We start from the raw sequence: 14,353 nt of genomic DNA, 5'->3' as shown, positions 1-14,353 counted from the left end.
CGCCTGCCCCGAGTTGCGCGGAGTCGACCAGATCCAGGACACGGCGGCGGAACTCAGGGGGATGGCTGTGGGGCATGACGGCCTCCGTAAGCTGCTGGAACGGTCAACTCGTCGGCGATCCGGCTCCATCAGAACCAGGGCTGCCCACCGACACCGATCCCGGGATGGTTCACACGTCATGGCTTCCTGCCGGCGTCGCGCAGGTGCTGGCGGAATTGGTGGCGCAGTTGCGGCAGCGGAGCGTTGGCGCCGAGCCGCCGCAGGAACTCGTCGGCCTTCCATGTGATCAGGCCGCCTTGGCGGGACAGGTACAGGCCGACATGGTCGATACCGAAGGCGTCGTCGTAGTCGAGGAGCAGGTATCCGGCGAGCTGGTAGATCTCCTCGCGGCCCAGGCGGCGGGGGTCTTTCGTGGCTTTGCAGTCAAGTAGGAGGCCGCCGAGGATGCAGTCGGCGTCGGCTCCGCCAATGTCGGTGCTGCCGGTGAACACGGGGCCGCAGATCCGGTTCTGGGGCGGGAGGGCGCGAAACGGCGCGAAGGGGGCTTTGGCCAGTTCCATCTGCTGGTGGATGTCGTCGAGTACGTATTCGGGGACCGCGGCGGTGAGGTCGTCCAAGGCAGTGGCTGGGGTGGCGTGGGCGAGCATGCTGAAGCGGCGGATCTGGCCGGTGCGGGCGATGTCCTCGAAGAAGCCGGCGACGAAGCACAGCCGAGTGAGTGCGTGCTCGTCCAGGTTTGTGGGGGCGGCGAGGTAGGCGTCGACGGTGGCCAGGAGCTGCTGGCCTGCCGCGTGCAGGGCCTTGCGGCTCTCCGGCCCCGGCGCACCACGCAGGGGCTGGATGTCGCCGAGGGAGAGGACGCCGGCGCTGACGGCGGGTCCGAGTCGTCCGCCGAGCGACAGGCGCAGCCGGTAGTCGATGGCGTGGCCGAGGGCTGACCAGTTCGGGTGTTGTACGTCGATGGGCTGGACGGGGCGTGGGAGGCGGGAGATGCGGGCCTGGTAGTCGCGCAAGAGGTCCTGGTGGCGGGGGAGGCGGTGCGCCATGAACTGCGAGATGTCGTACTTCAGCTGTCCGGTCAGGCTCAGCTCGATCATCGGCCGCCCGGCGACGGTGCCGTCGCGGCCCGCGCCGGTCATAGCGGTCTCGTACTCGTCGATCCACGCGATGCCCTCGGTGTCGAGCTGGTGGCGGGCGCGGGTGACGGCGACGTAGATCAGGCGGGCCTCGCTCGGGATCAGGGAGCGTTGCAAACCGTCGTCGTCGACGGATGGGGCTTGGAAGCCTTTGCTGATTCGGACGGTGGCCCACTCGCGGCCCTTGGCCTTGTGCGCGGTGGACACGGTGACCTTTGCATCGTCCTCGGAGGAGAGCCGGTCCACGGCAGCGATGATCTGGTCGGGTCCGTAGGTGTCGACCAGCTTGACGATGGCCTTGAGGTCCTGGGCTGCCTTGTCGTGCTCGGCGTACTCCTGTACCTCGCCCCAGGAGTTGAACAGGAACAGTTCGGGGTGGCTGGTGCGCTTGCCCGCCTTCAGCTCCATTGCGGCCGTCGCGATGCGGTGCAGCGCGCTGCCTCCGCCGGTCAGCGCGACGGGGATACCCAGCTCCATGTACGCCAGGACTTCCTGCATGGCGTCGGCGTTGCCGCGGCACAGCACCGCGTCCGGATGCGTCACTGTGCCGATGCGGGAGGCGCCGGGGCCGTGCCCGGTCAGCTGCATCTCGGATTCGGCGTGCTTCAGCCACCGGTTGGCCACCTTGGCGATCGCAGGGCCGAAGCGGAAGGACTGGGTGAGGTGCAGATGCTCGCCCGGGAAACCGGTCATGACGTCGCGCGCGTTGCGCCAGCCGTAGATCTGCTGGGCCGGGTCGCCGACGCAAACCCGTTGCGCCTGCTGAGCGAGGAAGATCTCCTCCAGCACGGGGTTGGTGTCCTGCGCCTCGTCGAGCAGGATGAAGTCGGCCGACAGCACCGGCTCTGTCATGGCCCACAGCTTCATGTAGTGATCGTGTTCGAACCGCAGCTTGCCGTTGGGAGAGCAGATGTCCTCCCAGGCCCGGTGCGCGTACTGCAGCAGGACGCGGGCGACGTACTCCTGGGCCCTGTCGTCGAGGCCGTTGAGCCACTCCATGTGGCGGGCCATGACCTGCCGGTCGGTGGTATAGCAGAACTTGCGGATCATGCCCATCACCAGGCGGGCCTGGTGGCTGACCTTAATCCGGCGGGAGTTGACGATCAGGTCACGGTCGATGCCCAGCATCTGTGCGGTGTGTCTCGCAGGTATGCGTGCCGAGGTGTCCAGGCGCTCGCGGTAGAGATGCCCCACTGCCCTGAAGGCGAGGGAGTGCGCGGTGCGGCACTCCACGTTCGGTCCGAAACGTCGGCAGGCGTCGTCGGCGATGGCTCGGTTGAACGCCACGTACAGTCCGCGCTTGCGGGTGGCGGAGCCCATCAGGATCAGCGTGGACGTCTTGCCCGTTCCGGCGCCAGCGACCAGAGCCAGGTCCTGGCCTGAGACGAACAACTCACGGGCAGCTTGCTGTTCTTGGGTCGGCTCAATGGCCACAGCAGTCCTCTCTGGAAACACGGCTTCATGTACCGCAGTCCGCAGGGTGCCTGTTGACGTGACCGTAGGTCAATAAGGTCTTACGTTCGGTAGTAGGTGTGGTGCTGGGCCCGTCTGGCCTCGTCGGTTAATCGGGATCCAGACATGGCTGACTTGCGCCCTTCTCGCGCTGTATCGGGCTGCTCAGACTTCCGTACACGGACCTATGGGGGAGGGGCTTCGATCGTGGCTGGGCGTGGACGGGGTGCGGCTGCTCGCAGTCGGCGGGTGGCGCGGCTGAAGGCGGGGGCGGTCGGCGGTGGCCTGGTGTTGGTCCTGCTGGTGGTGTTCTGGTCGGCCGTGTGGCCTTACATCACGGGCGCATTGGTCCTCGGTGGCGTCGGCGCGGTGGGCTGGTGGCTGTGGCGTACGGACCGGCTGGTGCGGGGGCGGGACCGTCTGTGGCGGCAGGAAGAGGCGGTGAGGGCCGGGCATCGAACGCTCGCCGAGGTGGACGCGATGACAGGTACCGAGTTCGAGGACCTGGTCGCGGGCCTCTGCCGACGGGACGGATGCACAGAAGTCCGGAGGGTGGGCGGTGCGAACGACAACGGCGCCGACGTCGTCGGCCGTCTCCCGGACGGGCGGACCATGGTGATCCAGTGCAAGCGCTATGCGCCGAGCAGCACGATCGCGAGTCGCGAGTTACGCGATCTGCTGGGCGCCAAGGTGCACTTCGGGGCCGACCTGGCGGTGTTCGTGACGACCACGCGCTTCAGCCGTCCCTCGGAGCGGTTCGCGGTGCAGCACGGCATCCTCGCGGTGCACCGCGACCACCTCGGCTTGTGGAACAACGGGACCTCCCTGCTGTCCCTGAGTGAGGTGAACGGCCACGGCCAGGGAGACTCCCGGTACCGGGCCCGTTGGAAGCGCGCGTACGAGAAATGACTGGCCTCCCGGGTGCGCGAGGCCAGTCATGCCGGACGTTTCCCAGCGCGGCCTCAGTTAGCGCTACGCCGGTCGTGAGGCCCGAGACGACTACGTCCACGAGACGACCGTCACGACCCTCTCCTCACGCCCCAGCTCTCTGCTCAGCCCCGATGCTCACCCATGGCCCTCATGGCGATTCCGCCAACCAGCGCGCGCATCGCCGCCTTCGGGAAGAGCAACGTCCCACGGCTGATGTCCTTGGAGTCGCGCACTGCGGCATGTTCGCCCAGTTCGGCAACTTCCACGCAGTCGTTCGCACCACCGCTGTACGAGCTCTTCCTCCAACGCGCGCGTGCGAGGTCGACGTCGTGCCGGGCTGCCGTGACGTCGTGTGGGGCGGCCATGCGGGGCGTGCTCACTCTTCGAGCTCCTTGCTGATGCGTGCGATGCGGGTGCGAGTCTCCGACGGGTCGAGGGCGCTGTCTCTCAACTGATCGAAGATGTCCGTGTAGTTGTCCACGTCCTCCGGGGACTCGAGATACATGGAGTTCTTGGGGTTCTCCAACCACACCAGATCTGGCGTGGAGTCCGGGAAGGTCAGGATGACGAACGGACCGTACAACCCGGGATGCGCTCCGAGCGAGAACGGCAGCAGCTGCACGGTGACGTTCGGCCGCTCGCTCGCCTCCACCAGCATCCGCATTTGGTCGCGCATCACTTCGACGGAGCCGACCGTCCTGCGCAGCACGGCTTCGTCGAGGATCGCCCAGAACCTGGCTGGGGTCTCACCGTCCAGGCGGCTGTTCTGCCGCTCCATGCGGACCCTGACCAGGGACTCGACCTGCGGCGGGGACAGGTCCTTCCTCATCTGGGAGATCACGGCACGCGCGTAGTCCTCGGTCTGGAGCAGCCCCGGCACGAGCATCGGCTGGTAGCTGGCGAGGTGTGTCGCGCCGGCCTCCAGCGCGAGGTACCCGTCGTAGCGGGTCGGGGTGAGCACCGTCGAGTACTTCCGCCACCAGGGCTTCTGCTGCTCCTTGTCCGCTCGCACGAGGTCGAGCACGTCGGCGCGCCGGTCCTCGTCCTTGACGCCGTACAGGTCCAGCAGAGCCCGGACGAGGACCGGCGTCGTACCGCGCTCGCCGTTCTCGATCCGGCTCAGCGACCCCTGGTTGACCTCCAGTTGATCAGCAACCTCGGTGAGGGTGAGCCCGGTCGCGTCACGCAGTTCCTTCAGCCGTGCCGCGAGCTGTCGCCGGTGCACCGACTGCGGGACCAGGCTTCTCTTCAAGGCCATGCCGGAAGTCTCTCCGTACCGGCGACACCTCTACAACCCATACGGGTCAACTTCACCAGACATATTGCCTAGTTGGTGGTTGCGTCGGCATGCTGTCACGAGTCGCGGCGCGCGTGCGTACGGGCGTGCACCGCAGCCGACCGATGGGCGAGCATGGCCACCACCTCGCTACCGGCACGCGCCTTCGCGTCGGTCCTGCACGCCGCACCAGGAGGGTGGGCCATGCCACGGACAACGCTGCTCCGGCAGCTGCTCCAGCAACGGCACCTGACGACGCACGAGGCTTTCGCCGCCCAGTACGAGCGGGCCGCCGCCCGGCTGGCAGAGCTCGACCGCGACCCCCGCCTGGCGTCCCTCCAGGTCTCTCCACGCCAGTTCGACCGCTGGTACGGCGGGGAGTTGCTGACTCTCCCCCGTCCTGACGCCTGCCGAGTTCTGGAGCACATGCTGGGCAGACCCGTGTCCGAGCTGTTCTCCGCGGCGTACTACGGCGACTCCGCGCACGACCGCGACGAGGAGCCGAGCACGGCCCAGCAGGCGACGAGTGCGCCTCCGCCACGAGAGGACGACGAGAACCCACTGCACATCGTCACCCGGACCCGGCAGCTCACGGCCAGCAACGCCGACGACGCGACGCTCGCCTTCCTCGACTCCTCGCTGGAGGGCATCGCCAGCCGGTACGAACAGGACGGGCCGTACGTCCTCCGCCCCCAGGCCCGCCAGGTGCGGCAGCTCGCCCACACCCTCCTCGACGGCCGCCAGCCCCCACGCACGCGCCGGGAGCTCTTCCGCCTCGCCGCCCGCGCCTCCGGCCTGCTCGGCTACATGGCGGTGAACACGGGCGACTTCGCGCTCTCGGAGGCGTACTGCACCGAAGCCCGGGAACTCAGCCGTGAGATCGGCGACCTGGACACCGAGCTCTGGGCGTGCGGCACCCTCTCCTTCAGCCTCTACTACGCCGGCCGGTACGACGAGGCGGACGCCTGCGCGGCCGCGGCCGTCGAGCGAGCCCCACGCCACGCCCAGTCCATCCGCCTGCTCGCCAACGGCCGGGCCCGGGCCCTCGGCAAGACCGGCGACCGGCGTGCCGTCGAGCAGACCATCGGACAGGCACTCCGCCTCTCCGACCTCCACGAGGTACCCGTCGGGCTGACCTCCTGCATCTCCTTCGAGCCGTACGGACGGGCCAGGACGCTGGCCAACGCCGTCACGTCACACGTGGCGCTGCGCAACACCGCCCAGGTACTGCGCGACGCCGAGCGCATCGACGATCTGGTGGAGCACTCGACCTCCGCCTGGAGCCGGTCGCTCGTACGCCTCGACGTCGCCACCGCGTTGCTGCAGCAGCGCACGCCCGACATCGACCACGCGATGGCGCTGGGCCGTGAGGCCCTGCGGTTGTGCGGAGACACACCGATCAGCTCGGTCTACCAACGCTCCCGTGACCTGCATGAGCAGGCCGGGCCGTGGCGTGATCACCCGGCGGTACGCGATTATGGCGACGAGTTCCGGACCTGGAGCTCGCAGCCAGCCGCCCTGGCCATGGCGTCATCCGCGTCGTAGGCGCCGTCGATGTCGTCGTACTCCGGGGCAGTGTGAAGCCGAAGGAGTCCGACGGGTGCCCCTGCTCAGCGCCGATCCCGCCGCGTTCCCCGCCGAGCCCCCGGCCGACACGCATGATCCGGCGGTCACCGCGGCCCACGACTGGGCTGCGTTCAGCGCACTCGACGAGATGACCGACCACTGGGCACGCCCCGGCTGGTCGGACGGCAGCCGGGCGTACTACTGGATGCTGACCTTCCCGGATGATCAGCGGCTCGCGACTCTCGCCGGGCGCTGTCAGGAGGAGCTGGCCCCCCTCGGCCTCGACCCGGTGCCAACGGACGGACTGCACATCACCCTCGCCCGAGTCGGAACGCCGGGCGTCGTCACCCCCAGCCAGCTGGACAGCTTGGCGCGGGACGCCGAGGCGCTGCTGCCCTCCGCTTTCTTCGTACGCGCCATGCCGCTGGCCGGCTCCCGCGGCGCCGTCCGGCTGTCCCTCGGACCCTGGGAACCCCTGCTCCGGCTGCACCACGCGCTGGCCAAGGCGGGGAGCAGCGTCGGTCTGGCCCCGAAGAAGCCGACGTCCGCTTTCCGGCCGCATCTGAGCCTCGCGTACAACAACCGTCGGCGCCCCGCCGCGCCCGTTGTGGAGACGGTCTCAGGGCTTCGCGCTCTACCGGCTGTCGAACTCTCCGTGTCCGCCGTCCAGTTGGTGGAGCTCCGCCGTGAGGGGCGGACGTACCGCTGGGATGTGCGGAGGAACGTCGCGCTCGGGTAGCCCGCTGGCGTCTAGGGCGAGAATTACGACCACTTCCTTGCCGATCGCGGTCGGCCGGACGGACCACGCGGAGGCCAACTCGGCGACGAGCAGCAGTCCGAGACCACTGCCCTTCAACTCATCCACCGACTCCTCCGCAGACCGTGCCCGGACCCTGGAGACATCCCGTCCCGCGTCATGGACTCGTAGTACCGCCACGTCCCGGTAGACCTCCACACACATGCAGTCCGGTCCGTCGGCTGTGTGCCTGAGCGCGTTGCCCACGAGCTCCGAGGCGATCAGAACGGCGTCGTCGACCCGCTCCGGCGCGGCACGTCCATCGAGGAGTTCTCGTACGTGTCTGCGCGCGAGGCCCGGAGGCTCGGTGCAATCGGCCAGCTTCACCCAATGACGCCGTACTGGCGTCCGCCTGCATAGGCGCTCTTCGTCCACCGCGCCCATCGCCGCTTCTCGTTTCCGCTTGGCACTGGACCGATCAGCCTCGCTACGCCTGAGCCGCGGCGGTACGCCGCGGCTCCGCCTGCTCGCGCGCCGCCGGACGGCGGACGAACGGCGTGCTGACGGCGTACCGCCGCCGACTGCCCCCGGCGAGGCTTTTCGTCAAGGCGCCGGACCCTTGGCGCATCGGCTCACCTGGCTGGAGGTAACGCGGCATGAGCGGCAGTGCGAGGCAGACCGCACCACACGAGGTGCCCCCGGGCACGCGCCTGGTGTTGTACGCCTGTCTGCCCGCGTCGCTCGGTGATGCCGCCGACCAGAGCGTGGCCAGCGCACAGCGGTACATCTCCGGTGCCGGCTGGGAGGCGGTCGAAACGTACGTCGACCGGGCGGCACCGTTCGAGAGCCGCGCCCTGTGCGAGGGCTGGCACAACGCTCTGGCCGCAGTCGAGCAGGGGAAGGCAGCCGGGATCGTCACCCCTTTGCTCGTGATGCTGGGGCATCTGGAGGAGGACAGGGCGAACCTCGCTGCCTGGCAGGCTCGGACCGGAGCGCTGATCACGACCCCGTGGGCGGTCGTCGATGCCGCAGGCGCCACGGTCGCACGGCGGTCGGCGGCGTGATGGCCCGGATGCGGCAACGGTCGCTCCTGCAGCTGCTCGGCCAGGTCGGATGGGTGCTGCGGCATCCGGTTACGTACGTCGGTCGGTTCGGCTTCGGCAGCTTGCAGGTGCTGTTCCTGCCCGTCCTGGTGACCGGCACAACCTTGACCGCGCTCTACGCGGGCCAGTCCCGGTAGCCCCGGCCCGTGTCCTCGACCCCCCTTTCCGGATGCTCCGAATCCATGTCCCCCACGGAATCCGATCAACCGGAGAGGGGCCGCACCCAAGGTACGAACGCAGAAACCCGGCCCTGCGGCAATCCATACGCAGGCCGGGCAGCACGACGAACCGTTCAGAACCTTCCGACAGAAGAGGAAGTGCGATGACCGCAACCATGCTCAGCCCGATCACGACGGCCACCACCGCGGCGTCCGCTGCGACGGCCGCCCCCGAGGCGCCCGCCGACCCGTTCGACATCGACCTGACCATCGTCACGGAGATCGGCGCCGACCTGCTCCCCAAGGCGTGCGGCACCGGTGACGGGTGCGCGCCCTCCTGCGCCTCGTCCTGCGCCAGCGCCGTCTGACGACGGCCGTGCACGGGGTCGGGGGCGCAGCCGCCCCCGACCCCGCTCGTTCACAGCACCGACGGCGGAGGCATGGGGATGGGAATCGACGGAAAGCTCTACCAACACACGGGCGCGGCGCTGCTCCGGGCCGCCGCGATGCCACTGACGGGTCTGCCGACATGGTGGCCTGACCCGTCCGACACGGAGGCATGCGGCAGATGGCTGAAGCAGGTGTGGGCCGATGCGCGGTTCGCCGACGCCGTCCGGCAGGCAAGCGGCGATCTCGCCACGCGGGTCGACGCGATCTGCGCCGGGCAGCCGACACGTCCCAAGCAGGTCCGGCGCGCCGCCATGGCCACCGTCCGCTACTTGTTGCGCGCCACCGGGCGACCGACCCCGTTCGGCCTCTTCGCAGGAGTCACCGCGGCCAGCGTGGGCTCGACGCCACACGTGAGGTGGGGCGACACACACCAGGCCGTGGCGCGGGTGGATACCGAGTGGCTCGACAACGTCATCGTCCGCCTGGAGGCGTGCCCGATCCTGCTGCAGCGCCTGGATGTCGTCCTCAACAACCTGGCGGCGCGCCGCGGCGGGCGGCTGCATGTCCCGCACGGCGGACCGATGGGGGCCACCGTCCGGCGCACCAGCGCGGTACGCGTGATCGAGGACCTGGCACGTCGGCCGGTCCGCTTCGCCTCCCTCGCCGAGCAGTTGGCCGCCTCCTTCCCCCGGACCGAGCCGCAGAACATCCCCACACTGCTCGGCGCGCTGGTGCGCGAGAAATTTCTGATCACCAGTTTGCGCGCGCCGATGACCAACACCGATCCGCTGTCCCACCTGATCGAGCGGCTGCACGGCGCGGACGCGGGCACGGTGCCGCAGGTCGCGCAGGTTTTGCACGAACTGGAAGCTGTGCAACGCGCCGTACACGAGCACAACCGGCGCCCGGCGAGCGCGCAAGTGCTGGCTCGGGAGGAACTCACGGGTCGACTGCGTGGGCTCTCCGACGCGGGCCGAAGCCCCTTGGCCGTCGACCTGAGGCTGGACGCCGAGGTACGGATCCCCGAGAGCGTCGCGCAGGAGATGGAAAGGGCTGCCGATGCTCTACTGCGGCTCACGCGCCGACCGGCGGGCCAGGGCGTGTGGAAGGAGTACCAGGTCGCGTTCTGGGAACGGTATGGCACCGGCACGCTCGTGCCGGTGAAAGAGGTCGTCGACCCGGCGTCCGGGCTCGGCTATCCAGCCGAGTACCCCGGCAGCCGCATGACCGCACCGCCCCCGACAGTCTCCGAGCGGGACGAGCGGCTGCTGGCCCTGGCCTGGCAGGCACTGGCTGACGGCAGCAGAGAGATCGCCCTCACCAACGACCTGATCGACCGCCTGGCCGGCGATGCGCCGACCGGGCAGGAGGCACCGCCCCACGTGGAGATGTGCGCGCGCCTGCACGCCGACAGCCTGTCCGCCCTGGAGGACGGGGACTTCACGCTCACGGTGACACCGGCACGCGCCGCGGGAACGCTCACCTCCCGGTTCACTCCGGTCGCCACCGGCACGGGACTCGACGAGGTCTACCGCCAAGTTCCCACGGGCGTCGAGAACGCGCTGACCGCGCAGCTCTCCTTCCCGCCGCTGTACCCACACACAGAGAACGTCGCCCGCATCCCCGCCTATCTCCCACACGTGATCCCGTTGGGCGAGCACCGCAGCCCCGACGACACCTCGACGACGCTCATCGACGTCGACGACCTCGCGGTCACGGCCACGCACACCCGGCTGTACCTGGCCAGCATCTCCCGCCGTCGCCTGGTGGACCCGCAGGTCTTCCACGCCATGGCCCTGGACAAGCAACCCCCGCCCCTGGCCCGGTTCCTGGCGCACCTGACCCGCTCCTTCGGCCCTGCCTGGACCAGCTTCGACTGGGGGCCGCACGGCGCACGACTGCCGTTCCTGCCGCGCGTCCGCTACGGGCGCGTAATCCTCTCTCCCAGTCGCTGGATTTTGACCGCCGACGACCTTCCAAGCCGCGGCGCGGACATGCGGGAGTGGACCGACGCCCTCGGCAGGTGGCGGAAGCGGTGGCACTGCCACGGTGCCGTCGAGCTGCGGGAGGACGACCGGACACGTCGGCTCCAACTCGACGTGCCCGCCCACGCCACCGTCCTACGCGCCCACCTGGACCGGGAAGGCCATGCCGTGCTGACGGAGGCGCCGACCGAGGAGACCTACGGCTGGATCGGCGGCCACGTCCACGAGATCGCCCTGCCGATGACCAGCACCCGCCGACCGATACCCGACCCGCTCTCCGGCTTCCTCCCCGTGCTCACCAACAGCACCCTCGGGCCCGTACCGGGGGCGGTACAGGCACCCTGGCTGAACGCCAAGATCTACAGCCACCCCGAACAGCTCGATGAGCTGATCGGCACCCACCTCACGAGGCTCGTGACCCAACTCCCAGGTACGCCCGAGTGGTGGTTCGTCCGTTACCGCACCCCGCACGACCTCGACCACCTGCGCCTGCGCATCCGCACCCACAGCCCCGGACAGTACGCCGCCGGCACTGAGCTCGTCGCTGGATGGGCCACCGGGCTGCGCCGCGAGGGGCTCAGCAGCAGGCTCGTGTTCGACACGTACACCCCCGAGATCGGCCGTTACGGCCCAGGCGCCGCCCTGCGCTGTGCCGAGGCGGTGTTCACGGCCGACTCGGCCTACGCCCTCGCCGCCCTGCAGGGCCCCGGCGTCGACGGCGTCGACGGACGCGCTCTGGCCGCGGTCGGCATGGTGGACACCGCCTGCGGCTTGCTCGGCCCCGACGAGGGCATGCGGTGGCTGGCGAACCGCCCCGCGCCTCCGGCTCGCGTCGAGCGAGGCGTCAGCGACCAGGCAATCGAACTCGTCCGCCGCACTACGCCTCATGCCCGGGGCTGGGGCGAAGAGCTCGCCCAAGCGTGGCACCGTCGCGCCGTGGCCCTGGCGCTGTATCGCGAGGGCCTCGCCGAGAGCATGGACCTCGACTCCGTCCTGGAATCCTTGCTGCACATGCACCACAACCGCCTGCGTGGCCTGGACCGGGAGGACGAGAGAATCTGCCGCCGCCTTGCCCGTCAGTCCGCCGTCGCATGGGCCGCCTGGCCGGGGGAGAGCCGCTGATGAACTACGACGCGCCGCCCACACCCACCGGGCCCGGCTGGGGCCAGTCGCTGTACTCCGGCGCGGCGGGAGTCGCCCTGCTGCACGCAGTCAGAGCCCACACCGGCGAAGAGGACCGGGACGCCCTCCGGCCGTGGGCCGCCGCCATGCTCAAGGGCCCGATCCAGGCCGCCCCCGAAGCATGCGGTCTGTACGAGGGCGCTCCGGCCGTCGCGTACGTCCTCAGCTTCACGCACACGAACACCGCCACGCGCGCCCTGGCGACCCTGGACACACACCTCGCCGACGTCACACGCCAACGACTCAAGCGGGCACACGCCCGTATCGATCGCGGCGCGTTGCCCACCCTGGGCGAGTACGACCTCATCAGCGGACTGACCGGGCTGGGCGTGTACCACCTGCACCGCGGCCACAAGACGGAGCTTCAGGACCTCCTCGCCTACCTGGTGCGGCTGACCGAACCGATCACCTTCGAAGCGCAACGTCTGCCCGGCTGGTGGACGGGAGACAGCCCCGATCTGCGACCGACGCCGCGATGGCCCGGCGGACACGGCAACTTCGGCCTCGCCCACGGCATCGCCGGACCGCTGGCGCTGCTGGCCACAGCCCTGCGCCACGGCCACACGGTGCCCGGACAGACGCAAGCCATCACCCGGATCTGCGACTGGCTCGACCGGTGGCGCAACGGCACCGGCTCGCGCGCCTGGTGGCCGGACCTGATCACCCGAGCCGAACACCGACGCGGCGAACTCCAGCGCCCAGGACCGAGGCGCCCGTCCTGGTGCTACGGCACCCCCGGCATGGCCCGCGCCCAACAACTCGCCGGCCTCGCCCTCGGCGACCGTGACCGGCAACGGCAAGCCGAGCAGGCCCTGGCCGGATGTCTGGCCGACGACCAGCAGCTCGCCCAGCTCACCGGAGCCTCCCTCTGCCACGGCTGGGCGGGGCTCATACAGACCGTCTCCCGTGCCGCCGCCGACGCCCTCGACGACGAACTCGCGTCGCATCTACGCCGCCTGAACGTCCGGCTCAACAAGCACCTGGACCACCACGGACTGCCGGACGGCGCCGGCCTGATGGACGGCACGGCAGGTATCCACCTGGTCCGTCTCACCGACCCCGTCAACACGGCGGTCACCGCCCCCTGGGACCGCTGCCTTCTCCTGACGGGATGAAGCCGCGACCCGCACCCGCGCACGAGAACAAATAAGTACGATCTGCCCCTGCCGCACGCACGGCCGGGCACCTTCCGGAAGGACGCGATGAACACCACCACTGGCGCCTCCCCCGAGGCCCTGCGCAACCGCCTGGTCGACGCCATCCTGAAAGAGGACCTCTCGGGCCTCCGCGACGCACGCGTCGAAACCGCAATGCGGACCGTACCCCGCCACGCCTTCCTCCCCGACGCGCCCCTCGAGGAGGCGTACGCCAACAAGAGCGTGACGATCAAGGAGAACCTCGACGCGGACGCACTCCCGCTGAGCTGCGCCTCCCAGCCCGACGTCGTGCACTTCATGCTGGTCCAGCTCGCCGTCCGCGAAGGCGACAACGTCTTCGAGATCGGAGCCGGCACCGGCTACAACGCCGCCCTGCTCAAGCACCTCACTGGGAAGTCCGGACAGGTCACCACATGCGACATCGACCCCGACGTGACCGCCTACGCCCGCCGGACACTGGACGCCAACGGATACGAAGACGTTCGCGTCGTCACGAGGGACGGCGCCCTCGGCGCCCCGGAGTTCAGCCCGTACAACCGAATGATCGCCACGGTTGGCATGTGGGACCTCCCCGGCGCCTGGTGGGACCAGCTCGCCGTCGGCGGACGCCTCGTGGTCCCACTGCGATGGCGCGGGCTCTCCAGGGCCGTGGCCTTCGAACGCGAGGAAGGGCGGATGCGGTCCGAATCCGTCAAGATGTGCGGCTTCCTCCCGGTGATCGGCCAGGACGGAGAGCGGAACGATTACATCGACGACGACCGGCTCGTCCGGCTCTACTGGGACGAGGACCAGTTCATTACCTTGGATCTCCTGCGCGACGCGCTCACCCGACCGAAGTCGGTCGCTTGGACCGATGTGACGGTCGGGCCCGTCGAGTCGTTCGACGGCGTCTGGCTGCGGTTGAGCGCCACCGAGCGAGCGACCTGCCGCATCACCGCGAAGCCCGCAGCGATGGAGGCCGGCCTCCATCGCCCCGCCTCACCCGCCCTGAGCCCCGCCCTCGTCGAGGGGGACTCCATCGCGTACCTCACCCTGGAGCGGACCGCCGAAGACCCCGAGACAGAACCCCGGTTCCGACTGGGAGCCGTCGGCTACGGCCCGGCCGGCGCTGATCTCGCCGAGCGGATCTGCGCGCAGATCCGCGCCTGGGGCCCGGACCGGACCGCCGAACCCGTGGTCACGGCCTACCCCGCCGACACACCGGACAGCGACCTCGCCGACGGAGCCGTGATCGACCGGCCCTCCGTGCGGCTCGTCATCAGCTACTGAGCCTGACGCAGGC

Annotated in this window: 13 protein-coding genes; 9 read left to right on the top strand and 4 right to left on the bottom strand. The window is 69.7% G+C overall.

The annotated features are described in order from the left end of the window. Window positions 1–176: 176 nt before the first annotated feature. Entirely contained in the window at window positions 177–2,570 is a 2,394-nt protein-coding gene (locus tag HJD23_RS18020) for a UvrD-helicase domain-containing protein (RefSeq protein WP_171109621.1), read from the bottom strand. A 267-nt stretch (window positions 2,571–2,837) separates the two neighbouring features. Between HJD23_RS18020 and HJD23_RS18015 the strand changes: the two genes are divergently transcribed. Beyond that, window positions 2,838–3,497, top strand: a complete 660-nt coding sequence (locus tag HJD23_RS18015; protein WP_240980734.1) for a restriction endonuclease — start codon at window positions 2,838–2,840, stop codon at window positions 3,495–3,497. Window positions 3,498–3,640: 143 nt separating this feature from the next. Here the strand turns inward: HJD23_RS18015 and HJD23_RS18010 are convergent, their stop codons facing one another. Together HJD23_RS18010 and HJD23_RS18005 are read right to left on the bottom strand one after the other, a co-directional pair. Beyond that, on the bottom strand, window positions 3,641–3,883 hold the full coding sequence (locus tag HJD23_RS18010; protein WP_171111581.1) for a DUF397 domain-containing protein: 243 nt from the start codon (window positions 3,881–3,883) through the stop codon (window positions 3,641–3,643). Window positions 3,884–3,894: 11 nt separating this feature from the next. Continuing rightward, a complete protein-coding gene (locus HJD23_RS18005) occupies window positions 3,895–4,776 on the bottom strand; it encodes a helix-turn-helix transcriptional regulator (protein WP_171109623.1) in 882 nt (293 codons plus the stop codon). Window positions 4,777–4,998: 222 nt separating this feature from the next. On the opposite strand from HJD23_RS18005, the gene HJD23_RS18000 reads away from it, so the two are divergent. After that, the gene (locus tag HJD23_RS18000) at window positions 4,999–6,339 is read left to right on the top strand and encodes a hypothetical protein (RefSeq protein ID WP_171109624.1); all 1,341 of its coding nucleotides are present in this window, start codon (window positions 4,999–5,001) and stop codon (window positions 6,337–6,339) included. A 55-nt stretch (window positions 6,340–6,394) separates the two neighbouring features. Then, window positions 6,395–7,099 carry a 2'-5' RNA ligase family protein gene (locus HJD23_RS17995; RefSeq protein WP_171109625.1) on the top strand — a complete coding sequence of 235 codons (705 nt, stop codon included), beginning with the start codon at window positions 6,395–6,397 and terminating at the stop codon, window positions 7,097–7,099. Here HJD23_RS17995 and HJD23_RS17990 read toward each other — a convergent pair. Next, a complete protein-coding gene (locus HJD23_RS17990) occupies window positions 6,995–7,540 on the bottom strand; it encodes an ATP-binding protein (protein WP_171109626.1) in 546 nt (181 codons plus the stop codon). The genes HJD23_RS17995 and HJD23_RS17990 overlap by 105 nt on opposite strands. A 212-nt stretch (window positions 7,541–7,752) precedes the next feature. Here HJD23_RS17990 and HJD23_RS17985 point away from each other — a divergent pair, with 212 nt between their 5' ends. The 6 genes from HJD23_RS17985 (at window position 7,753) to fxlM (ending at window position 14,340) form a co-directional block, all read left to right on the top strand. Next, on the top strand, window positions 7,753–8,160 hold the full coding sequence (locus HJD23_RS17985; protein ID WP_232107855.1) for a hypothetical protein: 408 nt from the start codon (window positions 7,753–7,755) through the stop codon (window positions 8,158–8,160). Window positions 8,161–8,168: 8 nt separating this feature from the next. Next, the gene (locus HJD23_RS17980) at window positions 8,169–8,336 is read left to right on the top strand and encodes a hypothetical protein (protein WP_171107092.1); all 168 of its coding nucleotides are present in this window, start codon (window positions 8,169–8,171) and stop codon (window positions 8,334–8,336) included. Between the two features lie 185 nt (window positions 8,337–8,521). Continuing rightward, window positions 8,522–8,725 carry an FxLD family lanthipeptide gene (locus HJD23_RS17975; protein ID WP_171109627.1) on the top strand — a complete coding sequence of 68 codons (204 nt, stop codon included), beginning with the start codon at window positions 8,522–8,524 and terminating at the stop codon, window positions 8,723–8,725. A 78-nt stretch (window positions 8,726–8,803) separates the two neighbouring features. Beyond that, window positions 8,804–11,854 (top strand): lantibiotic dehydratase, encoded by a 3,051-nt coding sequence (locus tag HJD23_RS17970; RefSeq protein ID WP_171109628.1) that lies wholly within the window; start codon window positions 8,804–8,806, stop codon window positions 11,852–11,854. Next, window positions 11,854–13,029, top strand: coding sequence for a lanthionine synthetase C family protein (locus tag HJD23_RS17965; RefSeq protein WP_232107856.1), 1,176 nt, complete (start codon window positions 11,854–11,856; stop codon window positions 13,027–13,029). Before HJD23_RS17970 ends, HJD23_RS17965 begins: the two co-directional genes overlap by 1 nt. A gap of 87 nt (window positions 13,030–13,116) precedes the next feature. Continuing rightward, complete coding sequence (fxlM, locus tag HJD23_RS17960; protein WP_171109630.1) at window positions 13,117–14,340, top strand: methyltransferase, FxLD system; 1,224 nt, start codon at window positions 13,117–13,119, stop codon at window positions 14,338–14,340. The last annotated feature ends 13 nt before the right edge of the window (window positions 14,341–14,353 follow it).

The organism is Streptomyces sp. Z423-1 (genome assembly GCF_013009255.1).
Classification (GTDB): domain Bacteria; phylum Actinomycetota; class Actinomycetes; order Streptomycetales; family Streptomycetaceae; genus Streptomyces; species Streptomyces gossypiisoli.
Note: the sequence above shows the minus strand (reverse complement) of the source record. Positions and strands in the feature narration are given on the sequence as shown.